Source organism: Rufibacter psychrotolerans, from assembly GCF_016924645.1.
Classification (GTDB): Bacteria; Bacteroidota; Bacteroidia; order Cytophagales; family Hymenobacteraceae; genus Nibribacter; species Nibribacter psychrotolerans.
This window is the reverse complement of record NZ_JAFFJV010000006.1, coordinates 165,211-192,155: the sequence shown is the minus strand read 5'-3', so window position 1 is coordinate 192,155 and position 26,945 is coordinate 165,211. Positions and strand designations below refer to the sequence as shown.

The following is a 26,945-nucleotide window of genomic DNA, read 5'->3' as shown; positions in this document are numbered from 1 at the left end:
GCCCCTTTAGAGGTGTTTTAGGAAAAACAGCCCCAAAACCCCGTTGTGCGTGCACTGCAGGGCCAAACGCCCCGCTCACGGCAGAAACCTTTTATAGTCCGGCCCGTTTCAAAAACAACTTTCAAAACACAGTCTGTACCTATATCTGCAACTATGAAAAAACACATTTGTACCCTTGTCATAAGCATTTTCACGTTTGCGCAGGCCGTTGCTCAGTCTTCGTCGCCCTACAAAACCTCGTTTAAGGTAGACGCCCCTATTACGGCAGCCGGCGTTGGTTTAAGTGGGCTAGGCCTGTACCTGATGCAGGAAAAAGAGCCGTTCACTGCTGCCGAGGCGGAGGCCCTGAGCAAGAATGATGTCAACAGCTTTGACCGGTTTGGGGCCGGCAACTACAGTGAAAGTGCAAAAAAAGTAAGCGACGTGTTTCTGTACAGCTCCCTGGCCGCGCCCGGCTTGCTGCTCTTTGACGAAGACATCAGGCAAAACGGCGGGCAGCTGTTGGCGCTGTACGTAGAGACCATGTCTATTACCGGTACGCTCTTCACGCTGGGCTCGGCGGCCTTTCCCCGGGCCAGACCGCTCACCTACAACAAGAACCGCAACGAGGTACCGGTGAGCGAAATTACCCGCGCCAATGCCCAGAACTCGTTCTTCGCCGGCCATACGGCGGCGGTTTCAACGGTGTGTTTCTTCACCGCCAAGGTGTTCCATGACTACAACCCCGATTCCCCCGCCCGTCCTTTTGTGTGGGCAGGCGCGGCGCTGGTGCCGGCTGCGGTGGGCTACCTGCGCCTGGAAGCGGGCAAGCACTTCCTCAGTGACAACCTGGTGGGCTACGGCGTAGGTGCAGCGGTAGGCATTCTGGTGCCGCAACTGCACAAAAAGGGCAATAACAGCGGCATGTCCATCTCCCCAAGTGTGATTCCGGTGCTGGGCCGAAACGTTGACGGTGTTACCCTTCAATACAAATTCTGATGAGTCGCTTCTGCAGACCGTACGGGTTGGTTCTGTTGGTGGGCGTGCTCTTCCAAGTGGGGATATGCCCGTCAAAGGCTCAAACGCCGCAGCGTCTTTACCACACAGACCTGCTGCGCGATGGCCTGATTACGGCCGGCGGCATTACCATGGCGGTAACCGGTTCTACGCTGCTCACCAACAAAAGGCAACTGACCGAGGCCGACCTGCAATCAATACACAAAGACCAGGTGAACAAGTTTGACCGGTGGGCGGCGGGTAACTACAGCAAAAAAGCGAAGGACGCCAGCGATGTCTTTTTCTACACCTCGTACGGCTTGCCCTTGCTTTTCCTGGCTGATAAAGCCGCCACCCCGCACGTCAAGGACATCTATTTCCTGTACGCGCAAACCGTTTCCCTAGCGGGAGGAGTGTACGCTCTTACCGCCGGGCTCACCAACCGCAAACGGCCCAACGTGTACGCCACCCATGCTCCTTTGGAGGAAAGATTGCATAAATACGCCGAAAACTCCTTCTTCGCGGGCCACACGGCCGCCACGGCCAGCGTGACGTTCTTTACCGCCAAGGTCTTCCATGACCTGCACCCGGACTCTCCGTGGAGGCCGGTGGTGTGGGGGGCGGCGGCGGCGTTTCCGGCCACGGTAGGCTACCTCCGGCTCAGGGCCGGCAAGCACTTCTTGAGCGACAACATTGTGGGGTACGCCGTGGGGGCCAGCATTGGCATCCTGGTACCGGAACTGCACAAAAGAAGCAATGAACTGGGCTGGCGGATGGTTCCAGCCGCCGAACCTTTGCCGGGGGCGTTCCTGCAAGGGGTTGCCTTGACGAAGCGTTTTTAACCCAATCTCAGCAAAACAGCCCTAAAACAGCAACGGAGCCCAAGGGCTCCGTTGCTGTTTTAGGGCTGTTTTCGCTATTTCGGCCCTGAAGGATTTAGGTTGGTCTCAAACAACTTCAGGATGCGCTTGTACTCATCGGTCCAGCTGCTGGGTTCCACAAACCCGTGGTCTTCCACGGGGTACACCGCCAGTTCCCAGTTTTCCTTGCCCAGCTCAATCAGGCGCTGGCTTAGCCGCACAATGTCCTGGAAATGCACGTTGGTATCTACCATGCCGTGGCACATCAGGAGCGCCCCTTTCAGCCCCTCGGCGAAGTAGATGGGCGAGCTGCGCACGTAGGCCAGACTGTCAGATTGCGGCTCGTTCAGGATATTGGACGTGTAGCCGTGGTTGTAATGGGCCCAGTCGGTGACCGAGCGCAGCGCCGCCCCGGCCGCGAAGACGTCTGGTTGCGTGAACATGGCCATGAGCGTGATAAACCCGCCGTACGAGCCGCCGTAAATCCCGATTCGCTTGGAGTCTACCCCGTACTTCTGGGCAAGCATTTTAGCCCCGTCTACGTGGTCACTGAGGTCTTTGCCGCCCATGTGCCGGTAAATGCCGGTTCGCCAGTCGCGGCCGTAGCCGGCGCTGCCGCGGTAGTCAATGTCCAAGACGGTGTAGCCTTTGTCGGCCAACAGGTTGTGGAACATGTATTCCCTGAAGTAGGTACTCCACCATCTGTGCGCGTTTTGGAGGTAACCGGCCCCGTGCACAAAAATCACCGCCGGACCGCCCTGGGGAGCGTTGGCCGGCCGGTACAACCGGGCATGTACATCGGCCCCATCGGCCGCCTTAAAGGTGATCACTTCGGGCTCGCGCCAAGGATAGGCCCTGAATTCCGGCGTGGTAGACTGAGTGATCTGCACGGCCCTGGCCCCTGGTTTGTTCTCCATGAGGTACAGTTCCCAAGGCTTATTTGAGTAGGAATACCGCACGGCCAGGGTTTTCTCATCAGGTGATAGGGTGACTTCGTGCGCGCCGGTCATCCTGGTGATCTGCTCCATCTTGCCGCCGTTCAGCGGCATTCGGTAGAAGTGCTGCTCCCCCGGATGCACCTGGTTGGTGATGAGGTACCAGAACTTCCTGTCTTTGGACATCTGCACATTCTGCACCTCAAACTTGCCTTGCGTAAGGGCAGTTTTCTGGCCAGACCCCACGTTAACGGTGTACAGATGCGCATACCCGCTTTCTTCCGACACAAACCACACCCGTTGGTAATCAGGCATCCACCCGATGTCGCCGGCCCCGTACCCGTTGATCCAGGCTTCGTCGTGTTGGCGGTCCAGCACCTTGATGGCCTGGGTTGCCGGATCAAAGCTCATGATCCAACGGTCTTTGTTGTCAAAGGAACGCGCCACCAGCACGGCTTTCTTGCCATCACCTGAGTAGAACGGACCAAACATGGTCACCTTTCTGGTTTCTGGCTGAGTGCTCCTAGGGTTGGCTCCCTCCTTGCCTTGGCCCTCCTGTTGGTAGGTGGGCTTGTCCTGCATACCCGGTGCCCCTTTGAAGGAGACCAGATACGTGGTGTCCAACCTGGTGTCGTAGAGGCCCAGTTCATACGTAGGCTGCGCCGCCCCCACCTTGGTTCTGGTAGGAATATCCTCGGTGTAGCCAGAGGCCGTGACGTAGTTAGGCACCTGGGCTATCTTGCTGTTGGCGGGTCTGGAGACCAATCGGTAAGTGATGAAGCGCTCATCGGGGCTTAGGATGATGTTATCCACGGTCCTGTCCTCCAGGTAGATTTCCCTGGGCCGGTTCCTGGCGGTTTCTTTTTGGGCCAACCGCTGCTGCGTGCGCTCCTGCTCCCTTTTTTCAATGATCTGCAAGAGTTCTACCTGCTGCTCGCGCAGAAAACGCTCCTGCTTGTCCTTAACCGCATCTGGGTCGGCGGGCTTTCTGCCCTTCCTGAAATCGGTGAGCTGTTTTGTCTGGCCATTGGCCAGGTTCCAGGCGAACAGATTTCCGTCCTTGAGGTACGTGATTTCCTGCTCATCAAAGGTGAAGGCTGGCGAGGACTCCCGCTCCACCGTCTTGGTTAGTTGCCTCAACTTGCCGGTTTTCACCTCTACCAGAAACAAGTCTCCTCCGCGCTCATACACCCGGTGGGTCTTTTTCTGGTTGAAAACTCCCCCGGGGGTTAAGAGCGTTTTACGGTCAACCGCCGGAACCTTGCTCACTCGCTTGCTGCCCACCTGAACCGTGTACAGCGAATCTCTCCTGGCCTTCTCTGGGTTCCACTGAAAATAAACCTGCTTGCTGTCATCTGACCAGTAGATGTTGCTGGGCGAAGTGCCTACCCACTGGGCAGGGTCCTGCATGATTTTTTCTACGGTAAGCGTAGGCTTGGTTTGGGCGTAAGCGGTATTGCCCGTAAACAGATATGCCGTTGTAACCAAAAAGCAACTTTTGGTAAAGGCAATACAGGATTTCAAGTTAATCATAGCCATGGGATGGAAACCACCTTAAAGCGGTGGGGTAAGACAATTCAGGATTAATGTGAGAGTAGCTAATTACAGCTAGCGAAAGACCAAGTTAAAGATATCTCAGCATGTAAAAATAACCCTTGCCCAGTTCCCATAAAAAAAGAAGGGCCGCCTTTTTGGCGACCCTTCTTTTTACTTTAGAATTAGAGTGGATTCTGCACAATCTGCTTGTTGGTGTCAATCTCTCTCTGCGGGAACAGGAACTGCCATTCTTTTGCTCCTGCTGGCACCGTAAAGTTGCTGGTTCTGATAGCCCAGGCGTAGGCTGCAGGATGATTGGCACCGGTTCTGTCCAAGGCACTGTTGGTACGTTTCAGGTCTAAGAAGCGGAACCCTTCTCCCCACAACTCTATCCGGCGCTGAATCAAGATTTCATCAATCAGGTCTTGGCCGGTATTGGTTGACGCAGGCGCGCCCCGTGACGTCAACAGCGCATTGAGGCTCTCCAGGGCTAAGCCGTCCTCGCCTCTTCTGGCATCAGCTTCGGCTGCTATGAGGTACATCTCTGCCAAACGCATATGAGGAACATCCCCAATGCTCGAACCCGTATTTGCTACCCTAAACTTATTTTGGGCATACGCTGGCTTAACTCCCCCGGGAGGTGCCGGAATGCTCTCCCCGGTTGGATCCCAAAGCTTTTTCCGAACATCAGTGTCAGCAATTTTATCATACAATAAGTTGTTGATCTTTCTAGGATTGGTTCTTATGTATGAAGAATTGTAATTGGAAGACATGTACGCAAAGAAAGAGTAGAAATAAGAGGTTTGGTCTGGGATCATTTTGCTCCCCCATAACCACTCTCTGTTGCTTACACTGTTAAACCCTTGCAGGTACTCTTGCTGGGTCATCAAAGAGGCGCCGCTTCCGGCAATCACTTCTTTTGCGAGGCTAGACGCCAAAGCCCAGTTCTGCATAGTAAGGGCAACTCTTGCTTTGATACCTCTGGCTACCCAAACGTTAAAGTGTGACTTCTCCACGCGGGCGGCAGCTCCAGATAGATTCTCGATGGCGGCATCCAAGTCCTGGTTAATCTGTGTATACACCTCTTCCACAGTAGCCCGGGGCTGTCCTTCGGTTGTGTTGGTCACCATGATGGGAACACCTAGCTGCGCGTTGTTTTTAGAGGCGTCATAGCGCTCACCAAAGGCTTGCACCAGCTGAAAATGTGACCAGGCTCTGTATACAAGGGCCTGCCCGATGATCATTTTCTTTTCAGCCTCAGGCCCGGTGGCATTGTCCAGGCCGTTGATCAACATATTGGCATTGGCTATAATTCTGTAATAGAAGTAATACCATGCATGGTTATAGGTGGTGGTAGAAGTGGCGTTTCTGTGGGAGGTCCAGTTGTGTTCTCCGTTGAACCAACCGTTTCCCTGGGCAGTTTGCACCCAGTCTTCGCCCAAAGCATCCATAAAAATTTTGTTGCTGCCCTCCCCGCCTTGGTTCTGTCTACCATTGTGCTGGGTATACATCATCCGGTGAATTCCATTCAAGGCCGAATAAGCATTTTCAGTGCTGGACAACACATCTGCTTCTGTCACATCACTGGTGGGCACTGTATCCAGATAATCATCACTACAGGAAGAAGCAAGTAGCCCAGCTATCAGGAAAACGCTATAAATTATTTTTTTCATTTTAAATCAAGTTTTACAAAGAAAGATTCAACCCTAATGAAAGCACACGAGCAGGGGTGTAAACCGCTGAAGTGGTACCAATAAAGTTTTGCCCAACGTTCATTCCTTTTCTCTTTGAGATCAACCCAAGGTTCTCGCCAGATGCGAAAATATTGACATTCTGCAGTTTCAGCCTTTTTGTAAACCCGGTTGGAACATTGTAGCTCAAGGTCACATTTCTGAAGTTCAGGTAAGAGGCATCAACCAACCAACGGTCTGAGGCAGCATTTAGGTCGGTGTTTCCAGGGTGCAGTCTTGGCACGTCAGTAATGTCACCGGGCTTTTGCCAGCGGTTCATGATGTCTCTGTGCAAGGCCGCACCATAAGATGCGTTCATTAAACCTGCATACTCACTGTCATAGATTTTACCACCTACCTGGTAAGTAAGCAAGGCAGAAAGTGTGAACCCTTTGAAAGAGAACGTATTGGTGATACCACCAGAGAAGTCAGGGATGGAGGTACCGGCATAATGGAATCTTGCGTTGTTGGCTACCCAGGTAACGGTATCGCTGCCAATAATTTTGCTGTTGGTCTCATTGTACACATTGGCTCTATACAAGGCGTTTCCATTTTCAGGGTCTACCCCATAGTACTCACGCAACCAGAATGAGTTGATTGACTCTCCTTCTTTCAACTTTTTAGTCCCACTTACCAATTCTTTCTGCAGAGGAGGCATCTGGGTGATTTCATTCTTGTAAGAAGTCCAGTTTACATCAAGATTCCAGGTAAAGCCGTTGGTTCTAAGGATATCACCTGCCAGGCGCAGCTCTACCCCTCTGTTGTTCATGGCACCAATGTTCTGGATAACCTCATCAACACCACTTGACAACGGCTGCTTCACGGCAAATAGAAGATCTTCAGACTCACGGAAGAAATACTCCGCCGATCCGGTCAATCTGTTGCCGAAAAGGCCGAACTCCACGCCCACATCAAAGGAGTTGTTCTTTTCCCAGTGAAGCGCTCTGTTTCCAAGGCTTGACTGCAAGAATCCACCCTCAGTGGCGTTTTCATACCCCAGGGCATACAGTGCCTGCCAGGCATAGTAGTTATCCACATCTTCATTTCCTACCTGGCCATAAGATGATCTTACTTTGATCATGTCCACCCAGTTAGGCATGGTGAAGAACGTCTCTCTGTCTAGTCTCCAGGATGCTCCCACAGACCAGAAGTTACCCCAGCGTACATCCTCAAAGAATCTGGAGGATCCATCTCTTCTGAAGGAACCAGACAATGTGTATCTATCACCAAAGGTATAGTTTGCTCTTGCAAAGAACGACTCTATCTTATGTTCTTGCTTGTAGGTGTACAGGTCATTGATAGTTCCAAAGTTGATCAACTCTGTGTTGTTGGCCACTACCTCGCCTTGCTTCATCCCGTACAGATAGTCACGGGTTCTGCTGTAGTTCTCATGGCCCACCAGGAAATCGATGGTATGAACATCAAAGGTCTTGTTGTAACCAAGCAACTGGTTAACGGTGTAGCTGGTTAAGTTGTAAAGCGTACGGTTGGCTCTTCCTGCCGGTGCACCATCGCCTACAATTGTGTTCTCGTATCCTTGCTCCTCATAGTTGGTGATGTCAACCGTAAGGTTGGTGGTGAACTTGAAATCTTTCAGGAAAGTGATTTCACCATAGGTTCTTGCACCAGCCACGTTACGTCTGTACAAAAACTTATTCCATTCTGTCTCCGCAACAATATGTCTGCCTGGGCTACCGCCTCCTGGGCGAGTCATACCCGCAGTAGTTCCAATGTCATACTGCTTTTCGCCATTCTCGTCAAGGATATAGGCACCCGTTACCGGATCATGCTGGTGCACTGGGTAGATAGGTCCAATGTTGCGGCTGAAATAGAAAGGGTTCACATAGCCAGTGGCAGAACCTGTACTAGCCTGGTTTGAGTTTGAAAGGGTACCCGTTAAGTTAAGGCCTGCCTTAAACCAGTTAGTCACCTTGCTGTTTACGTTCAATCTGGCTGAGTAACGCTCAAAATCAGATCTGATCAAATAGCCTCTATCGTTCAGATAGCCAAGTGACACATAATAATCTGTTTTGTCGCTTCCGCCGCTAAAGCTCAGCGTGTAGTCTGATCTTGAGCTGCTGCGAGTTAAGTTCTTCTCCCAATCCAGGTCATCTCCCCACAACAGTTGTGCATCAGGATTCAATGTTCCATCTTCTGAAACAATCTGGTTGTTAGGAACATTGAATGGGTTGTACCCCAGAATGTTCTTGATACCAGCACTTGCCAGCTTATTAGCTTGTTCTCTGGTAGTGGTGGCATTGATCAAGGTGTTCCGGTAACCTTCCCACATTAAAGGATAGTACTCCTGTGCATTTACGCGCTCATACTCAGGAACCGCTCTGGAAGTAACCCCCTGAAGCGCTCTAAGGTTAACCCTTGTTCTATCTTTACGGCCTTTTTTGGTTGTGATCATCACTACCCCGTTGGTAGCGCGCGAACCATAAAGAGCCGTAGACGCAGCGTCCTTTAGGATAGTGATGTTTTCAACATCCTCCATGTTCAGGTTAGACAAACCTGCGGTGTAAGGAACGCCATCTACCACGTAAAGAGGAGAGTTAGAGTAGTTGATGGAGCTAAATCCTCTGATCTGGATATCCGGACCGCCACCAGGCTGACCTGTTCCGGAAGCTACCACTACCCCCGGAGCCTGCCCGGCAATAGCATTGGTGATGTTGGTTACCGGCCGCTGCCCTAATTTCTCGGAACTAATGGTGGCAGTGGAACCCGTAAAAGTAGCAGGGTCTGCTGTACCATAAGGCACCTGCACTACAATCTCTGCCAACTGTTTGGCATCAAGTGCCAGCCTGACATTTAGGGTAGATTGGCTGCCGATGGCAACTTCCTGGTTTGTGTACCCAATAAAGGAGAAAATCAAGGTACCGCCCGCAGTAGGTACGCTTATTGAATAAGACCCATTTGCATCTGTTGGCGCAGCCGTGGTCGTCCCTTTGAGCTGAACTGTCACGCCAGGCATTCCCTCTCCTGTTGATGCGTCAGTCACTCGCCCTGTTACAGTCCGTGTTTGCGCCCACGCTTGCCCCACAAGCGCCAGCAGCAACACGAAGCTGAATAGTAAAGTTTTCTTCATGTGTGTTTGTTGGTTGTTAGTTAAACAGTTTTGTATTTGTTAGCCCAATTTAGGCATAGTATCAGCATTAACAAATCCTTAACATACTAACCCAAAGGGGATTTGAAAGCAGAAGATGGCTTCTTGAAATCCGTAATTTTTAAGTTTTGCAAAATATGAATGACACTAATAACAACTTTAATATATATGTACTTATATATCTTGTTTGTTAGTATTATATCAATTTGCGCTTCGGAATCCTTTGAGAAAATTATTTTGACTTTTCTTTCTCGGGCTTAGCCATCAACCGCAACAGTTAAAATTTCAGCACCTGTTATAGCACTAAAACAAACAAGCACCCGTTAGGAAGGTTTTCTTTAAGCACTTCTATCACCGCTGACAATTAAAGAAATGCCTTGCTACACAACTCTACAATCAAATCTCTGCATGAATCAGAAAGACAGAGCGTCTATAAGAAAAAAAGAGGAGCAGAATTTCTGCTCCTCTTTTTTTCTTATAGACTTCAGGGATCTGTTAATAATCCTTGTTCTGAATGATGTTCTTGTTAGCATCAATCTCTGCCTGTGGAATAGGCAACTGGAACCTGAAGTTGTCCGCTGGAAGAGTTCTGGCATTGGCCGGAGCGGCTACCCCAGAACAGTCAGACGCATCCCCTTCTGTTGCAGAACGCTCAATTGGCAAGCCCAGGCGCTTGAGATCAAAGAACCGGTGACCTTCAAAGGCAAGCTCCAGTCTTCTTTCTTCCAGAATAGCGTTGTATAAGTCGGTCCCTGTCTCCACTGCTGTTGCTGGATCAAAATTAGAGTAACGTCTGCTCCTGATCTCGTTCAAGTCTGCCAGGGCAGCCGCGTGCTGGCCAGCACCCAGGTTGTAAAGCGCCTCGGCCCGGTTTAGGTACACTTCAGAAAGCCTGAGCACTTTTACGTCTACCACATTCAACGCACCAGTTCCTCTACCCACGTGCTTCTTAACATACTTTGAGGTTAACCCACCGTAGGTTGACTCTCCAATGTAAGTGGTAGTTCGCACGTCTTCTGGGGCGTACAATCTTACCAGCTCGCAGGTTGGGCTAAACTCAGCCCGCACCAAGCCGTTCACGGTTTGTTGATACCCTACCCCAACGGTCACCACAGGTGTAGCGTCTGTATCTAAGATCCTTACTTTAAAGAGAACGTCTTTCTCAGTAGCATCGGTCCAGATGCTTGGGAACTCAGTTCTTGAAGCCAGCGCGTTTGCGGCAGGAGCATTGTTGATAGCAGCCGTTGACTTATCAACGGCATTCTGCCATTGCCCCATGTAGAGATACACCCTGCCAAGCAAGCCCTGTACGGCAGCCTTGCTTAGACGGCCCACCCCGTTAGTAGCGTTGATACCAGCCTCGGCGGCAAGAAAGTCAGCGACAACCAGGTCATATGCTTGCTTCAGAGGGGTTCTGCTTGGTTTCTGGGTTGGATCTGTTGAGGTCACATACGGCACTCCCAAGTCTGCATCTGTTGCTCCAATGTAGCGCTTTGCATATAACCGGAGCAAATCAAAGTGGGCAAGGGCTCTTAAGCCCAATGCTTCCGCCTTCACGTTCTCCCTCTCAGCACCTTCTGGCAAATTGTTGATGTTTTCCAGAATGTAGTTTGTTCTCAGGATAGTAGTATAGGCGTTGTTCCAGATGTTCCAGGTATTGTTAGCCGTGTAGTTCAGCTGGTAAAGGGTCTGTTGCGAGAACCTTCCCTGCGAGTTGATAATCAGGTTGTCTGAAAGAATGTCTGGCGTAATAATCATAGAGCCCGCATCCTGCCCCCCATAATAAGAGGCTCCTCTTAGTCCGGCGTAAGCACCTCTAAGGGCATTCTGAAAATCTGCCGGCGTTCTAAACGCCTGCCCGGTACTCAACGCATTAAAGGGCTCCTGGTCTAGTTCACTGTCACAGCCAGCAAAAGACATTAGTCCTATTGCCAGCATATATATATACTTTCTCTTCATTTTAAATCTAGGTTTTACTGTTACTTAGAAACTGATATCCAAACCAAAGGTCAGCTGACGGGTAGTTGGATAGCTATACAGGCTGTACTGGCCCGGAATGAACAAGTTTGACTCTGCACTACCGGTTCCAACTTCAGGGTCACCGAAGTAGTTAGGAATGTACGTCAACAGGTTCTGCCCCTGAACGTATACTCTCAGATTCTGCACTTTAATCTTGTTAGTCAAGCTCTTAGGCACTGTGTACCCCAGTGTCACGTTTCTCAATCTCAGGAAAGACGCATCCTGCAGGTATTGATCTGTGGTTCTAGTAGTGTTGCTGGCAGAGGCTTTGGGCAGGAAAGTCACATCACCTGGTTTTCTCCAGTAGTCAAAGGCATCGGTGCTCAGGTTCTGCGTACGGGAAGGCCCCCAGGAAACCAGCGTGGCCATAATACCATTGTAAGTATACCCTCCTACTGTGTAGTTCACCTGCGCAGACAGATCGAAGCCTTTGTAAGCCAAACTGGTTCCAAAGCCACCATAATAATCTGGGTTACTGCTTTTGCCTTCCAGCACCACTGCGTCTGAAGCTAAGTAAGTTTTTGTGATCTCCCCGTTCTTGTTATAGAACTGGGCTTCACCGGTTTGTGGGTCTACGCCTGCCCAACGCACCATTTTGTAAGTACTGTACGCGTGGCCTGGTCTGTAAACGTTGATACCGGTAACTGCATCCACAATCTCCTCCTGACCTTCATTGAGCTCCTCTACGCGGTTCTTGTTAAAGGTAATGTTACCATTGAAAGACCAGGTAAGGTTTTCATTTCTGATGATGTCTACGTTCAAACCAGCTTCCACCCCTTTGTTAGACATGGCGCCAATGTTTCTGGTTACAGACGTGAAGCCAGTAGTTCTTGACACAGGCTGATCCAAAAGCAGGTCATCGGTGTACTCATTGTAATAGTCTAAGCTAAGGGCAACTCTTGACTGGAATAACTCTACGTCTACCCCTACGTTGCGCTTCAGTTTAGACTCCCAGGTCAGATCAGGGTTAGCAATCTGGCCAGGGAAGCTGGTCAATGCACCACCGTAACGGCCGAAATTGTACAAACCTAAAGCTTGGTAGTTTGACAGGCCGCTGAAGTTACCAACAGTACCAATAGACGCTCTTACTTTTAATAGGGTCAGCCAATCAAAGTCCTGCATGAATGACTCTTCTGAAAGAAGCCAGGAAGCGCTGGTTGACCAGAAAGTACCGTATTTGTTGTTGGCACCAAATCTTGAGGAACCATCTCTACGGATGCTCCCGGTCAGGAAGTACCTTCTCTGGAAGTTGTACTCAGCGCTACCCGCCAAAGAAAATAAAGTCCACACAGATTTAGAGGTAGAGTTATTTCCAGTATTAGCGGCACCGTTGTCCTGGGTGGTCAGGTCTGCGCTGGCAAATCCTTTTTTAGACAAAGAGTAGCTGCTGAACTGGCTCTTCTGGAATTCCTGGATACCAAGCACACTGAAGTTATGGTCTTGGCCTACGGCAAACTCATATCTGGCCTGGTTTGTCCAGCTGTAGTAGAATTCTCTTGAACCGTTATCAGTTTTGCTACCTGGCGCAGCCGGGTCACCTACAATTGGGTCAAGTGCACCACCTGGCTCAGAGAAAGACTCACGGGTGTAATCTCTCAGGGTCAAACCAACTCTTGAGGTGATGTTAAGCCCTTGAATGGGGTGAATGTCAACGTTGAAGGCGTTCAACCCTGTCAGGTTTCTCATCTCCTCAGGCTCCGTTTCCACATACTGCACAATGTTTACACCCTGGTGCGTAGGGTTAAATGTGCCATTTGGGTTACGTACCGGCTCATAAGGGTTGTACACGTACATGGCTCTGAAAGGGTTCTGCACGTTGTTTCTATCACGCAACTCTTTGCTGGTAGTATGGCCAATGTTCAAGGAGTTACCCACGCTCAGCCAAGGCTTGATATCCGTGCTGATGTTCAAGGTGCTGGAGTATCTGTCAAAGTCAGACCCAATCACGATACCCTGTTGGTCAAATTTCTGCACAGAGAAGTAGTAATTGGTTTTGCCGGTGCTACCGCCAAAAGAAAGCTCGTGCTGCTGGATCTTGCCATTACGAAGGATGGCATCCTGCCAATCATGGTCGTTAGCGGCAATGGCATTCCAAACGGTCTGGCGCTGCTCTGGCGTAATGCTGGTGATGGTGGTCCCAACAGGGAAAGTACCGCGGTTATTAGCAAAGTAAGTACTTACGTACGGGTTGGTGTACCCCAGTTCATACTCATACTGCAGCTTCTGCGCAGAGTTCATCATGTCAAAATTGTCTGGAACTTTCTCGTTGATACCAGACTGGAACCGGTAGGTCAGGGTTCCCTGAGACTTGGCTCCGCTTTTGGTAGTGATAACCACTACCCCGTTAGAACCTCTTGCCCCGTAGATAGAAGCAGCGGCCGCATCTTTCAGCACAGAGATACTTTCAATGTCATTGGCATTGATAGAGTTGAAGAACTGATCTCTCATGTTGTCTGGAATCTGCACGTTGTTCACCACCAGCAACGGTTGGTTACCAGCGTTGATAGACCCTGTACCCCTGATTCTGATGTAGGCGTTGGCCCCAGGCTTACCGTTAGCCGCGGTTACCTGAACCCCGGCCGCTCTGCCTTGCAGCAACTGGTCAACGGAAGGAACCGGCTTAGATTCAATCTCCTTCGCTCCAATCACAGCTACCGAAGCAGCCAGATCTTCCCGGGTTTTGGTGCCGTACCCCACAACCACCACTTCATTAATGGTTTCAGCGTCTTGCGCCAGTCTCACATTCACCACCGAGTTTGAGCCTACGTTAATTTCCTGGTTGGTATAGCCCACAAAGGAGAACACCAATGTTCCATTACCGGTAGGCAAACTGATAGAGTACCCGCCATTTGCATCTGTTGGCGCAGCCGTGGTAGTTCCTTTGAGCTGAACTGTCACGCCAGGCATTCCCTCTCCTGTCCTGGCGTCAGTCACTCGTCCTGTTACAGTCCGTGTTTGTGCCCACGCTTGCCCCACAAGCGCCAGCAGCAACACGAAGCTGAATAGTAAAGTTTTCTTCATGTGTTTGTTGGTTTGTTAGTAAAATATTATTGTTCGTTAATCAAATTTAGAAGAAAAAGTGGCATTAACAACTCTACCTCTCAACTTTTATCACAAACTCCCTAACACAAATTTTAAATAATCGTATAGAATCAGTTTTAGCAACGCACCTAATGCAATCTCAGGGACTTACAACAGCGTCCTAAATCCTAACTTATCTTTCCTCACTTGTTAAAAGCATAGCTTATTATGCTATTTCCTATCCCTTTTTTAAGAATCACCCCTAAACTGTACTTATCATAATTGCTAACTGGTTGTTCACCAAAAACAGGCTTCAAACCAGAAGGTTTTTCAGCCCGCCCCGGAAAATCCAAGAAACCTGTAAAACAAAAAAGCCTTCCTCAGAAGTTGAGAAAGGCTTTTTCAATAATTGGGTAAGTCTTAGTTAAAGCCAAGCCCAATACCGGCGGTGGCGGTGGGGTATTTAGCCAGGGTGTACTCGCCGTACAGCGAGAAGACCAGCAGTTTCAGCCGCAGACCGCCCGTGGCCCCCCACTGGGAGTCCTTCATATTAAGGAGTAACGGGTCAGTGATATCTTCTACATATCTGTTATAAGGAGCAGTGGTACGGTAGGCCGTAACGGGGTAGGCCCCTTCCACGTTCAGGTCTGTCTCCACATTACTGTACCGCACCCCGGCATAGGCGGTAAGCACGCTCAGGGTCTTGGACACCACCAGGCTGCCAGTCCAGGCTTTGGTGGAAAGGGTCACGGCTTGCCCGGCGTAGTATTGCGGGTCTTGCTGTTGGGCCGTGGCATACGGACGGTCTTCATCCCGCAAGGGCACGTCCAGGCCCCGGTAGGCACTCTTCAGGTGGGTGTAGCCGCCAAACACCGTAATGTCAAACCCCGGAATCATGCTGATCACCGGAATCCACTGCTTGATGCCGTGCTTGAGGCCCACGCCCCAAAGTTCTCCCTCAAAGTCATCGTACTTCACCTTAGGCGAGTACCTGACGGCCACCTCAGTGTCTTTGATCAACCCAAGGCTCACCTGGGCCATTGGCACCGGCAGAAAGGTGTAGCCCGCGCCCTGGGGGGCATTGATAGACCCTACTCGCTCTTCCACTTCCACCGACTGCCCTGCCACGGTTCTTCTGGCCTTGGCATACAGCGTCAGTTCCGGGCCTTCCTCGTCTTTCCCGAAGATGGTGGGGGAAAGCACCGGGGTGTTGGGGTCAAACACTCTGCCGTTCTCGTCGCGCACCATGGTCAGGCCCAGCTTAGACAGGTCAAACGTTCTGTCCTCTTCCGGCGAGAAGGTGGCCGTGGCAAACACGCGCACGTCAAACCGGCCCAGCTTCATGGCCTTGCCCGAGTTGAACCAACCGCCGTTCAGGCCGTGCCCAAACGCTTTGCTGGCCGGCTCGGCATACGCCCGTACCAGTTTACCGGCGTCTTCCTTGCCGGCCCTTATAAACTCCCCCACCTCATCCTGGGCCTGGACCTGGCCCGCCGACAGCAGCAATCCCACCACCGGCACGGCCCACATTGTAACTTTACGTAGACATCTGTTCATTTTACACTTATTTTATTGTTGTTTGTCCTGAATAATTCAATAGACGAACATCCTTATTTCACGGCAACTTTCAAATAGGACAAAGCCATTATACCTAAATATAAGTAGGGGTTTTGGGCCTGATTCTCAGAAAACTGCCCCAAAACGCGATTACCGGAACGTATCGTAGGCGAACTTAAGGATGATGCCGGTCACTACCACCAGAAACAGCTTCCGGACAAAGCCCGAGCCCTTCACCAGGGCAATGCGCGTGCCCACCACAGAGCCCAGCACGCTGCTGATGGCCATGGGAATGCCAATGTGGTAGAGAATGTAGCCCTTGTACCCAAAGTACAGCAAGGCCGAAAGGTTGGTGGCCACGTTCACCACCTTCGCGGAGGCCGAGGCCGTGAGAAAGTTAAACCCAAACACCCCCACAAAGATGAACATAAGGAACGAGCCGGTACCGGGCCCGAAGAACCCGTCATAGAACCCAATGACCAGCCCCACGGCCACGCCGTACCACACTTCCTTGGTGTGCGCCAGGCGTGGCGCATGGATAGATCCAAAATCTTTCCGGAAGAAGGTGTACACCGCCACCGCAATGAGGAGCACCAGGATAAGGGGGCGCAGCAGCTCTGTATTGAAATGGCTTACCGCGCGGGCGCCCAGGAACGAGAACACAAAGGCCGCCAGGGCCGCGGGCAACAGGGCCCGCCAATTGATTTCCACGTTGCGGGCGTAGCGCCACATAGACACCGAAGTACCCGCAATGCTTGACAGTTTACCGGTCCCAAAAATAGCCGGAATGGGCATCTGCGGCAGAAAAACAAACAAAGCCGGCAGTTGGATGAGTCCCCCACCGCCTACCACTGAATCAATCAAGCCTGCCAGAAATGCAAACAGGCACAGAAATACAATCTCCAACGTCTCAGAATTACACCGGCTCCGCGGCTTTTGAAACCGCAAAGATTCTGAAAATGCGCGGGCTTACCAAAACCCCTGGCCTAAAGAAAATCCATTTTGGCCTACTTTCCCAAAAACAGGCTAAAAACGGCCGCCCACCACCACGGTTTCCTTGAGCACCTCGCGTTTGCCCTGCAGGTTAAACAGGTCTACCAGCACCACATAGTAGCCAACAGCCGCCTTGGCCCCGGCATCGGTTAGGCCGTCCCACTGCAAGACGCTGTCTGCGCCTAAGAGGGTGTTGGCCGAGACTTTACGGATGTGGCGCCCGTTGGCGTCAAAGATGGTGACGGTGGCCACAAACCCCGGCTGGGGCAGGTTGAACTGCAGCAGCAGGGCATCATCTTTTCCGTCGCCGTCTGGGGTGATAATCCTGGGCTGCAGGGTAAGGGTGCGGGAGGCCACGCCCACCTGCTGCGCCTGCGAATTTTCATACCCGGGCGTGGCGCTGACCTGGGTAGCGGCCGAATGGAAATTCTCCGCCGTGGAAGGGCCCCCCAGCACCATCCGCTCCAGCGAGATTCCCTCCGCCTCAGAAATTAGCCTGAAGTGCTGGCTGCTTTGGTACCGCACCTCGTCCATGAGGGAGTCATTGGGCAGCAGCACCAGCACCGCCCCTGCCTCGTCTGGGTAAGACGGCAAAGCCGACACTTCCACAAACCTTTCGGCACGGCCCAAGGGGTACTCCTGGTGCAGCACCGCCGCGTCTGGGGTGAACACCAGGTACTCCCCCGGCGCCAGGAGCAGCGGCTGACGGGTAATCTCGCGCCGGTTGGCCACTCCCGCAGCCAACCGGTTGGCCAGTTTCCAGCCCTGCAGGTTCAGGTACTTGGAAGACCGGTTCACCACCTCCACAAAGTCTACCCCGCCGGGCCGCGGGTTAAACAGAATTTCATTGATGACCACATCGCCCTTCTGCGGGGCGGCCGGCAGTATCACCGGCTGCTCTTGCGCCGGGGCCACATTGCCGGCACAGTCCACCACGTTCTGTACCGAAACCGTGTAGCGCTGATTCTCCTGCAGGGGCGTGGCCAGTAACAGCTCCACTTCGGTGAGCCCCGCCGCCACGCGTACCTGCTGCACCGCCCCACCGCCCGAAACCGAGTAAAGGTGCGGCTGCCGGGCTTCGGCGCTGTCCAGGGGCTCACTGAACTGCAGCACCAGCCGGGTGGCCGAAAGCGCCGTTACCTGCCGCAAGACGGGCGCCTCCCAGTCCGTCTCCTGCACCGAGTTGGGTTGCCCGGGAGTGCCGCCCCGCGGATGCCCCGAGGCTTTCCACTGCGAGGCACCCGCGCACCGGCTGGTTACGTTGGTCAGTTCCAGGCTCCAGCCGCCTTCGCGTTTGGCGTTGTCCTGGTACCAGGTGTTGCTGTAGGCCACCGCGTCTATCAATTGCCCTTCGGCGTTGAACAGTTCTACCTCATCGCCGCTGTCGTTGAGGGAGGGGAAGGCTGAGAGCCCCACCACCGGACCATATAGCCGGTAGCGCGCGGTGTCTGCGGCGGCACACACAATCAGGTACGCGCCGGGCCTGAGCACGTAGGCCGGGAAGGTGCCCGAGGCGGCGGTGGCGTCTGAATACGTCCAGCCCTGCAGGTTCAAGGCTTTGTCGCTTGCGTTATACAGCTCAAAGAACTCGGCCGGCGGCAGGTCCTGCAAGGGGTTTACATCGGCGTAGATCTCGGTGATCTTCACGTCGCCCCGCTGGGCCAACGGGGCATACTGGAAAGTGCTGGTCTGGGGCGGGGCCACGTTTCCGTCCTGATCAGAGAGCCGCAGGACTTCCAACCGGTTTTCGCCGGCGGTAAACTCCTGGGCAAACTGGAGCCTTACCACGTGCGGGGCGGATGCCTGCCACTCCACCTGGCTGGGCAGCAGCGTTCCATTGAGGCGGTAGTTGTTGGGCTGCAGGGCCTCGGCCTGCGCCAAGGGCTCGGAGAAAGTGAGCTCCACGGCCCGGGCGTGCAGGGCTTTGGTGGTAAGCAAGGCCGGAGCCGCCACGTCCTTCACCGTAAAATCATCAAAGTAAAAGCGGTGGGCATTGGCCTGCGAATACCGGAACAACACGCCCACGAAGGCTGAACTGGTGTAGCGCCCATCCTGTACGGTGCCCTGCACCGCATACCCGCTGCGGGTACCCGAGGCGTCTACCTCCAGGGTCCAGTGGTGGGTGGGGGAGCGCCTCACCCGCACCCACAGCTTGTGGTCAGCGCCGGCAAGGGTTTGGTCGGGTCCGTTGATGATCTTCGCCGCACTGACGCCGTCTTTCCGGTACAGGCTTACCTCGTCCTCGGTCCCGCCCAGGCGCACGAAATATCCGCGGCCCGTTCCTTTCAGGTCTGGCTGGTCTGCGATTAAGTGCACCTCGGCGTAATTGCTGGAGGAGGTGGCGAAGCCGAGCTGCACGTAGAACTCCCACTCGGCCCCTGCGGCCAGCTGGTTGGGGGTGGCCAGGTGCAGCGTGGTACCGCTCACCGCCGGGCCTCGGCTCTGCAGCTGGCCGGCAGCGTTCACCTGAAATTGGGCGGCATCACCTTGCCACACAGGCGCTTGCGAGAAGTCTCCGTCTGAGAATGTTTCCTGCACCTGGGCCTGTAGGGCAGTTAAATTGACAAACCATAGAAGAAAAGCAAGAAAGAGTTGCCTCATGAGTAGCCTGTACTTTAATTATCGTAAAAAGTTGGCTTACTTTGCAACCGGCCCGCTCTGTTTTCTGCCTGATTCTCAGAAAAGAAGCAAAAAACAGCCGGGCCCGGTTTTTCCGGAGAAAGCTACCCCACTCGTTCTTCCCCGGATGTATACATAACTCATTTATTAACCTTTACATGAAAGTAGCTGTAGTAGGCGCCACCGGCCTAGTGGGTGGCGAAATGCTGAAGGTCCTGGCGGAGCGTAACTTCCCGGTAGACGAATTGTTGTTAGTGGCCTCTGAAAGATCGGTGGGCCAGAAGATGGAGTTCCAGGGCAAGGAATACACCGTCATTGGCATGGAAGACGCCATTGCCCAGAAACCGCAGATCGCCATTTTCTCGGCGGGCGGCAGCGTAAGCAAGGAGATGGCTCCCAAGTTTGCCGAAGCCGGCACCACCGTGGTAGACAACTCTTCGGCCTGGCGCATGGACCCCACCAAGAAACTGGTGGTGCCCGAGATCAACGCCGCTGAACTGACCCCTGAAGATAAGATCATTGCCAACCCCAACTGCTCTACCATCCAGATGGTGGTGGCCCTGAACAAACTGCACCAGGCCCTCAAGATCAAGCGCATTGTGGTGAGCACGTACCAGTCGGTGACCGGCACCGGCAAGAAAGCCGTGGACCAGCTCATGAACGAGCGCGCGGGCGTGGACGGCGAGAAGGCGTACGCCTACCCCATTGACCTGAACGTGATTCCGCACATTGATGTGTTCACCGAGAACGGATACACCAAGGAGGAAATGAAGATGGTGAACGAGACCAAGAAAATCATGGGCGACGACTCTATCAGAGTAACGGCTACCACCGTGCGTATTCCGGTAATTGGCGGGCACTCAGAATCTGTGAACGTGGAGTTTGAGAAAGACTTCACCTTAGACGAAGTGTACCGCCTGCTGCACGAAACTCCCGGCGTAGTGGTGGTTGACGACGTAGCCAACCTGCAATACCCCATGCCGAAGGACGCCCACGGCAAAGACGAGGTACTGGTAGGCCGCATCCGGATGGACGAAACCCAGGACAAAACCCTCAATATGTGGATTGTGGCCGATAACCTGCGCAAAGGCGCCGCCACCAATGCCGTTCAGATCGCCGAATACCTGGTAGAAAACAAACTGGTTTAGTTTAGTTTTAGCCAATTCAGCCCATAAACAGAAAGGCCACCCCTGCGGGTGGCCTTTTTACTTCTATATAAAAATGGCTTCGGGTGAAGCTCGGAGTCACTTGCCGTTCGTCCAGATGGTTTTCAGGTTTTTGACCTCTTTTGAGAAATTGGGGCAGGTTTCATCGCCGCCGTAACAAAGCAGGTTGCCGTCACAGTCAAACACCGAGTCTATGGAGTTGATGCCGGCGGCGCAGTTGCCCAGCACATAAACGGTGCTGCCCTGCAGGGTGCCCACCTTTACAAACTGGCAGTACTCAGACTGCTGCAAGCCCTGTACACGCGTGCGCAGCCACCCCATGTTCTGCACCGGGTTCGCCACCAGGCAGGTCCGCTCCTCCGGTTCTTCTTCACAGGAAGTAAGCGCCACAAGGCAGAGCAGACAGAAGGTGTACAGAGTTTTCATAGCGTGTCAATGGGGGGCTTTAATCAGAAGATGCCTAAATGGGCCAAAAGGCTGCTTGGTGCCCCAGCTTTTTTCTCAGAGGGAAATCTATCCTGGCCAATTTGCATTCCCATACGAAGACCCGATGCGGTTGCCTCCTGTTCCTGAAATTTTTGAGGATTGCTTAAAACAAAAGAGACTCCCACGGGGAGCCTCTTTTGTGTGGGTATTTCAAAGGCACTTTGAGCAAAACAGCCCAAAAACGCCGTTTAACCTAAACCAGCGCTACTCTTTCATGACGCGGTGCACGGTTCTGCCATCCACGGTGTTCACTACCACCAGATAGGTGCCGGGCTGCTGTTTGGAAAGGTCAAGCGCCACTTTGTTTTGGGTAAAATCGCCCTTCTCCAGCAGCACGCGGCCAAACAGGTCTACCACCTGAATAGAAGCACCTTTCAGCACCGACTGCGGCAGCTCCACGTACACCGTGCCGGTTGTAGTGGGCACCGGATATACTTTCACCGATAGTGCGTCTTTGTCGTTTCTGGGCCCGATTTCAGATTTGAACCGCAAAGGAACCAGGTAGTAACCGGTGGTATACGGCGGCGTGTCTTTGTACTGGCGCACCACGCCTTCCAGTTTCAGCATGCCACTGGGGGCAGGTTGGTTGTAAAGCACCGAAGTAGGCGGTACCAGGAGGTTGATGGGCCCGGCGGTAGACTCCAACGTCACCTCGAAACCATGGTAGCCCAGACCGGTGGTCCACTGGCTCTTATCCACGGGGAAGGCCTGGTGAATGGTCACCGGCACAGATTCCAGTTCCTCGCCAATGGCGGTCACCGTGGCTTGCGCAGGCAGTACGCTGTTGGCTTTGAGCAGGAACAGGGAATCTACCTCCACGCGCAGCAAGCCGTTGTAGTTCCGCAGCACGCCAATGGCGGCCACACTGTCTTTCAGTTGCGGTGCGAAGGTTCTTGCCCCCTTCGTGGCGCGGTAAAGCTGTACCGCCTTGCCGCCGCTCATCAACGACAGATCCAGATGGGCCCTTGACAGGTTGGGGCTGGCTACTACGCCGCGCAGCAGCACGTACTCGCCCACGTGAATCTCCTTGCCGGTGGCATCGGTTTCTCTGGCCTGGGCAATGGTGTACTCACGCAGCTCCCGAGGTTCTTCGCCGGTGTTCCCGTCGCTGGGCAGCACGTAGCGGTACACTGTTCCAACGGCTGAAGAAACAATATACGCCGTATCCAGGCCGGGGCTCAGGGTAAGGCCGCGCAGATCGGTGCCGTGGATTTCAGGCAGCGGCAGGGTCCAGGAAAGTTTCTGGGCCGGATTGCTGTCATCGCGGAAGATAAGTTTGGCCGGCTGGTCTCCGCTGGCGTCTACCACGGCGTACATGCGGTTGTTGCTGGCCGCGAAGATGGACTTGGAGTTTGAGACTATTTTAATGGTTTCGTCCAGGGTCCAGGTGAGGCCGTCCTGGCTGGTGTACTTGTCTATCTTGTTGCCCGAGATATATGGCACGTAGATAGTGTTCCCCTCCGGCGAAATAGCCGAGGCGCGGGCCACCGAGCCAGACGTGCGGGCCGGCAACGCGGTGGCGTTTGCCAGGGTTACCACGGTTTCAAACGCAGTGGGGTCTGTAGCGCTCTGCCTGAAAATGTAGCTCTTGTTCCCAGTCACCGAAGTCACGAAGATGTTGCCTTTGTCATCGGAGGTAGGGTTGGTGAGGGAGATATCGGTATCCACGCGGGCCAGGGGCTCTCCGGTGTTCACGTCCAGTTTGTACAAAATGGTGTTGAAGGCCACCAGAATGTTGCCGTCATGGGCCAGGCCAATACCGGTTACCAGTCTCACTTCTTCCCGCAAGCCTTTGAAATTGATGAAGTGCAGGTACGATTTGTTGCCCTGGTAAAACTCCAGTTTGTCACTGGTGAACTCCCACGGCGTACCGTCTGGGTTGTTCACCCGCACACCCCGGCTATAGCCCACAGACCACACCTTGCCTTTGCGGTCTACCGTCACGCCGTGACCGTTGGTGGTTGGGGCCGGAGCAAATGCCGCAATACAGTTCCCGTCAGGGTCTTTCACGCGGCAGTCATACACAAAGCCGGCAGCCGGAATCTCCACTGGACCGGTGATTGGCGCATCGCTCTTGGTCAGTTGCAGCGCCACGGGAGCACTTATACTCACGTTTTTCCCGTCTGAGGCAATCACGCGGTGGTAGAACGTCACGGCTTGGTTTGCCGGGGCATAGCCTAACAAGGCAAACCATTCTTCCTGCGGCACGCTGTACTCAGCGTTGAGGCCAACCGGCTTGTGCAGCAGCAGTTGGTTGAACTGAGCATCTTTGGCCAATTGGTAGGTGTAGGTCACGGTGTTCCGTTCGGCATCTGCCTCAGCGTTCCATTTCACAGAGAAGAAGCCTTTGATATTCCGTACCGGATACACGGTGTTGGCATCATGTGAGGTAATCACAGCCGTTGCCGGAGCGGCGTTAGCAGGTTTGTAGAGTTGGGTACGCACCTCGCCTTCGGGCAGGGAATCGGTTTTGATGAGGACGTAGAAGGCACCCATGCTCATGAGTTCTTTCACGGCAAAATCTGCGGGCAGGCTGCCGGTAAAGGTGCCGGTGCGGCCATCGGTAGATTCTACCTTCATGGCGAGCTTCAGGGTACCTTCTTCCGGGTAAAGCCCCTGGTACAAGGCAACAGCGGTTTTCTCGGGTAAAATGGCTCCTTTCAAGCCGCTGAACGAGCCCACAAATCGGATATCGTTGCCCACTTCCACGGCTTCTACCGTACCGGTGGCTTGCCCTACCGTGGTCTTGCGCTTGTTGTAAGAAGAAAGCGCTCCTACGGCGGCTCCGCTGATGGGCACATCGCGCCGGATCAGGTGGCCGTTGGCGCCTACTATTACCTCGGGCAGGCTCTTCTCATTGAACACCGGCATGGCATCGGCATCGGGGTGTTTGATCTCAAAGGTGGTGTAGATGATGGTGTCCTGCTCCAGGAAAACGTCCATCAACGTGACCGTATTAGGTGCCACGGCATCATACCCCAGGTACTTGCGCGGACCCGAACCGGCAGCTCCGGCGTTCATGAACTCCACGCCACCGTGCTTGCCCGGGTAATACGCGTGGTGGTGCCCGCTGATGTAGGTGTGCACATCCAGTTCTTCCATCATGGCCTGCAGGGCGGCCGCGTTATTCAGAATGTTGCCGGCAGAGTTGTACTCCTGTGCCACGCCGTACAGCGGCAAGTGGCCCACCAGGAAGCGGAACTTAGCGGCTTTGGCTTCGGGACTAGTGAACTGCGCCCGCACCCACGCCAGTTGCTCATTGCTGATGTTGGCGCTGCTGGCCTCCCAGGACACAAAGAAAATGTCTGAGTTAGCGGTGGGTTTGTAGGAGAAGTAGAAGGGGTAATTAGTAGTGTCTACCGGGTGCCAGTTAGGGAAATTACCGGGCTTTCTCCAGTAGTTGAGGGCCTCCTGGCGGTCAACGGGCATACCGGCCGCCGCGTCATGGTTGCCCATGGTAAACGCGAACGGAATACCGGCTTCCCTTAATGGTTTGGCCACTTTGTTATCGAAACCGTTCCACATGTTGGCCACCTGCGTGGCGTTCAAAGAGGCCGATTGTCCGGCAATCATGTCTCCGCCGGCTACTACCATGTCGGGTTGCCACAGGCGCGGAATCCGTTGCATGATGCTGTCTACCTGCCACTCATAGGTCACCGATCCAAAACCTGAGTTCAGGTCACTGATTACGGCCAATCGGAAATCACCGCGGGCAGGCATCACTTTCACCTGGTAAGTACGGCTGGCGCTGGTGTTGCGCACATCGGTCACCTCAAACCGGAAGTTCACTTTGCTGTTGACTGCGTCTTCCAATTTGTGGGTGAAGGTATAGTCCTGCTGCGGCTGGGCGTTCAGGGCGATGGTGCTACCCAACTGCTGCTCAGAACCACCATCCACCGATTTAAACACCTTCAGCTCTTTCAGGTTGATGTCCTGCACGCGGGTCTCCAGGCTAAGATCCAGGTTTAGTGGCTGCCCGTAAGCGTGCCGACCAGATTCTTTGCCGCCTTTGAACACCACCTGCGTGAGCGACACCACCCGGTACTCAAAGCTCTTAGACACGGTGCGCCCGAAGCTGTCTTCCAGCTCAAACCGGAAATACACCGGCCCCAGCGGGTCAGAGGCTGCGTAGCTGAAGTTATAGGTATGGCTGTAACTGCCGTTCAGCGGAATGTCACCGCCCACCTGTTGCTCGGGATTATCGCCTACTTTCTTGAAAATACGCAGTTTCTGCACCGTAAACCCGGAGTTAGGGCTGGTGAGCAGTAGGTCAAAAGAACTGGTGCGGTCCTGCACTACTTCCTCCAGCTCGGTTCCGTTAGAGAAGGCTATAGCGGGCATGCTCTCCCCTACTTTCACCAGAGAAAGGGCATCGGCGGAAACAAACTGTCCTGAGGCCTGGTTGCTGATCACCACCGAGTCGTTAGGCCCCAGGTCAAACGTACCCAGCACGTTGAATTTGCTGCCGTTCACGGTCTGGTTCACACGTACGGTGTCTGGAGCGGCTCCGCCAGTGCGGTAAATGATGTAAGGCGTATTGGTGCTTCTATTGCTGGCGGCTACCCACCAGGCACTCAACTCATACCGGCCCGCCGATATGCCTTTCAATTTGTAAGAGGCGTAACTGGAACCGTCTCCAGTGGCCAGGACTCTGGCTTTAGAGGTGCCGTAGAAACCCGTATTGGAAGACTCAGACCAGGCACCGCGCTCCGTGTAAAGAGTCGTGTTATCGGTGTCATAGACGTGCGTGCGGCGTTTCAGGATCAGAGCCGTGGGTACGGCCCGCTGCAAACCGGCATCGGACGGGCGGATGGTGTTCTTCCCTTGAATGGTAAGAGCCGAGGAACCGCCGCCGTCCAGGTTCATGGCTTCCTGGGCACCAATACTTACCAGCACATCGGCCATTTGAGGCAGGGTAAGTCCGGCACTGATCCCGTCGTTGCGGCCTTCCACCACCATCAGGATTACTTTGTTGTCAGCGGTGCGGCCAATGGCAGAGCGGGGTTCGCGGTTATCACCGCTGGCCCACATGAGCTCCTCGTCTTTGGTCATCCGTTTTACGCCGTTGTGCACCAGCACTGGCCCCGCGCCAATGGCGGTAGAAGCCGGCCACAGGGCCGCTCCCTCGGGGTAGGTAGCGGTGGGCTGCCGGGTTAGTTGGTTTACCGGGTTGGGGTTGGGGTATTGGTACATGGTGTTGGCCGCGCCCACGTGGTAAATCCAGGCAATGTCGGCGATGTTGCCGGGCAGCACGCCAAAAGCACTGCGGGTGGGATAATTGGCGCCCGAGGACTTGGCATTGATGGCCAGAATCTTGCCATCCTGCACAGCGGCACCCAGAGCCTCATAGGTAGTGGTGTTAAAGAAACCGCCGTTGATCACAGCATACACCGGGTCTTTCTCCAGGGCAGCCCAGGCATCGGGGGTTTTGCCGGAACTCACGCCGGTGCCGCCGCCGTAAACCGCCTTGAACTCCATGTTGGGGTCATTCAGGTCTACCAGGGCGTAGTACATCTTGAGCGGCGTTACGCCCGGGGCGGCAGGGGTCTCAGAATAGAAGACTTTGATGGAAGGGGGCAGCCCGGCGTTGAGGTGGGCGGGCTGGGTCCAGGTGTATTGCGCAAAGAGTGGCTGTACCCACAGGAGCAGCCACGCCAGAAGCACCACCTGAACTTTCGGGGAAAGTACATGTTTCTTCATGGACGATTAGGTTAAGTTATAGGGGGTAAAGTTGAAACTCGTGTATGACCTGTCCATCAACAGGCATTTATGTAAGTATTAACTTCTTGTAACTAACCAGCTCATCTTCCTTATGTCAGGGCAGCATCTGCTCGCTTGCGTCTCTCTCTTCCTATGATGGCAAGAACTGATGATGTAAAATAATTTTTATTTCATAATACACCAACAAAAACTTAATTAATTTAAAAAGTTACCAAAACCAT

General features: G+C 53.5%; 13 protein-coding genes. 3 read left to right on the top strand and 10 right to left on the bottom strand.

Going from position 1 to position 26,945, the window contains the following annotated elements; all coding sequences use genetic code 11:
- Window positions 1-153: 153 nt before the first annotated feature.
- Both JT718_RS07560 and JT718_RS07555 read left to right on the top strand, forming a co-directional pair.
- The gene (locus JT718_RS07560; RefSeq protein WP_205501625.1) at window positions 154-978 is read left to right on the top strand and encodes a phosphatase PAP2 family protein; all 825 of its coding nucleotides are present in this window, start codon (window positions 154-156) and stop codon (window positions 976-978) included.
- A complete protein-coding gene (locus JT718_RS07555; protein ID WP_205501624.1) occupies window positions 978-1,817 on the top strand; it encodes a phosphatase PAP2 family protein in 840 nt (279 codons plus the stop codon). Before JT718_RS07560 ends, JT718_RS07555 begins: the two co-directional genes overlap by 1 nt.
- A gap of 74 nt (window positions 1,818-1,891) precedes the next feature.
- On the opposite strand, the gene JT718_RS07550 is transcribed toward JT718_RS07555, so the two are convergent.
- The 8 genes from JT718_RS07550 to JT718_RS07515 all read right to left on the bottom strand — a co-directional run bounded on the left by JT718_RS07550 (window position 1,892) and on the right by JT718_RS07515 (window position 19,333).
- Window positions 1,892-4,303 carry a S9 family peptidase gene (locus tag JT718_RS07550; RefSeq protein ID WP_205501623.1) on the bottom strand — a complete coding sequence of 804 codons (2,412 nt, stop codon included), beginning with the start codon at window positions 4,301-4,303 and terminating at the stop codon, window positions 1,892-1,894.
- 185 nt (window positions 4,304-4,488) lie between these two features.
- Window positions 4,489-5,979, bottom strand: coding sequence for a RagB/SusD family nutrient uptake outer membrane protein (locus JT718_RS07545; RefSeq protein WP_205501622.1), 1,491 nt, complete (start codon window positions 5,977-5,979; stop codon window positions 4,489-4,491).
- A 13-nt stretch (window positions 5,980-5,992) separates the two neighbouring features.
- A complete protein-coding gene (locus tag JT718_RS07540) occupies window positions 5,993-9,124 on the bottom strand; it encodes a SusC/RagA family TonB-linked outer membrane protein (RefSeq protein WP_205501621.1) in 3,132 nt (1,043 codons plus the stop codon).
- Window positions 9,125-9,637: 513 nt separating this feature from the next.
- Complete coding sequence (locus tag JT718_RS07535) at window positions 9,638-11,101, bottom strand: RagB/SusD family nutrient uptake outer membrane protein (protein ID WP_205501620.1); 1,464 nt, start codon at window positions 11,099-11,101, stop codon at window positions 9,638-9,640.
- A gap of 24 nt (window positions 11,102-11,125) precedes the next feature.
- Window positions 11,126-14,182 (bottom strand): SusC/RagA family TonB-linked outer membrane protein, encoded by a 3,057-nt coding sequence (locus tag JT718_RS07530; protein ID WP_205501619.1) that lies wholly within the window; start codon window positions 14,180-14,182, stop codon window positions 11,126-11,128.
- A 420-nt stretch (window positions 14,183-14,602) separates the two neighbouring features.
- Entirely contained in the window at window positions 14,603-15,739 is a 1,137-nt protein-coding gene (locus JT718_RS07525) for a DUF6588 family protein (protein ID WP_205501618.1), read from the bottom strand.
- 150 nt (window positions 15,740-15,889) lie between these two features.
- A complete protein-coding gene (locus JT718_RS07520) occupies window positions 15,890-16,645 on the bottom strand; it encodes a sulfite exporter TauE/SafE family protein (RefSeq protein WP_262897341.1) in 756 nt (251 codons plus the stop codon).
- A gap of 120 nt (window positions 16,646-16,765) precedes the next feature.
- Window positions 16,766-19,333: a lamin tail domain-containing protein gene (locus JT718_RS07515; protein ID WP_205501616.1), complete on the bottom strand. Its 2,568-nt coding sequence runs from the start codon at window positions 19,331-19,333 to the stop codon at window positions 16,766-16,768.
- Window positions 19,334-19,509: 176 nt separating this feature from the next.
- On the opposite strand from JT718_RS07515, the gene JT718_RS07510 reads away from it, so the two are divergent.
- Window positions 19,510-20,499 carry an aspartate-semialdehyde dehydrogenase gene (locus JT718_RS07510; RefSeq protein WP_205501615.1) on the top strand — a complete coding sequence of 330 codons (990 nt, stop codon included), beginning with the start codon at window positions 19,510-19,512 and terminating at the stop codon, window positions 20,497-20,499.
- 96 nt (window positions 20,500-20,595) lie between these two features.
- On the opposite strand, the gene JT718_RS07505 is transcribed toward JT718_RS07510, so the two are convergent.
- Both JT718_RS07505 and JT718_RS07500 read right to left on the bottom strand, forming a co-directional pair.
- Window positions 20,596-20,943 carry a DUF6970 domain-containing protein gene (locus tag JT718_RS07505; protein WP_205501614.1) on the bottom strand — a complete coding sequence of 116 codons (348 nt, stop codon included), beginning with the start codon at window positions 20,941-20,943 and terminating at the stop codon, window positions 20,596-20,598.
- 264 nt (window positions 20,944-21,207) lie between these two features.
- Entirely contained in the window at window positions 21,208-26,703 is a 5,496-nt protein-coding gene (locus JT718_RS07500; protein ID WP_205501613.1) for a phosphodiester glycosidase family protein, read from the bottom strand.
- Between the last annotated feature and the right edge of the window lie 242 nt (window positions 26,704-26,945).

What these genes read in the sequence shown, in the direction of transcription:
- JT718_RS07560 (WP_205501625.1), top strand. Translation starts at nt 154, where the DNA reads ATGAAAAAACACATTTGTACCCTTGTCATAAGCATTTTCACGTTTGCG.
- JT718_RS07555 (WP_205501624.1), top strand. Translation starts at nt 978, where the DNA reads ATGAGTCGCTTCTGCAGACCGTACGGGTTGGTTCTGTTGGTGGGCGTG.
- JT718_RS07550 (WP_205501623.1), bottom strand. Translation starts at nt 4,303, where the DNA reads ATGATTAACTTGAAATCCTGTATTGCCTTTACCAAAAGTTGCTTTTTG.
- JT718_RS07545 (WP_205501622.1), bottom strand. Translation starts at nt 5,979, where the DNA reads ATGAAAAAAATAATTTATAGCGTTTTCCTGATAGCTGGGCTACTTGCT.
- JT718_RS07540 (WP_205501621.1), bottom strand. Translation starts at nt 9,124, where the DNA reads ATGAAGAAAACTTTACTATTCAGCTTCGTGTTGCTGCTGGCGCTTGTG.
- JT718_RS07535 (WP_205501620.1), bottom strand. Translation starts at nt 11,101, where the DNA reads ATGAAGAGAAAGTATATATATATGCTGGCAATAGGACTAATGTCTTTT.
- JT718_RS07530 (WP_205501619.1), bottom strand. Translation starts at nt 14,182, where the DNA reads ATGAAGAAAACTTTACTATTCAGCTTCGTGTTGCTGCTGGCGCTTGTG.
- JT718_RS07525 (WP_205501618.1), bottom strand. Translation starts at nt 15,739, where the DNA reads ATGAACAGATGTCTACGTAAAGTTACAATGTGGGCCGTGCCGGTGGTG.
- JT718_RS07515 (WP_205501616.1), bottom strand. Translation starts at nt 19,333, where the DNA reads ATGAGGCAACTCTTTCTTGCTTTTCTTCTATGGTTTGTCAATTTAACT.
- JT718_RS07510 (WP_205501615.1), top strand. Translation starts at nt 19,510, where the DNA reads ATGAAAGTAGCTGTAGTAGGCGCCACCGGCCTAGTGGGTGGCGAAATG.
- JT718_RS07505 (WP_205501614.1), bottom strand. Translation starts at nt 20,943, where the DNA reads ATGAAAACTCTGTACACCTTCTGTCTGCTCTGCCTTGTGGCGCTTACT.
- JT718_RS07500 (WP_205501613.1), bottom strand. Translation starts at nt 26,703, where the DNA reads ATGAAGAAACATGTACTTTCCCCGAAAGTTCAGGTGGTGCTTCTGGCG.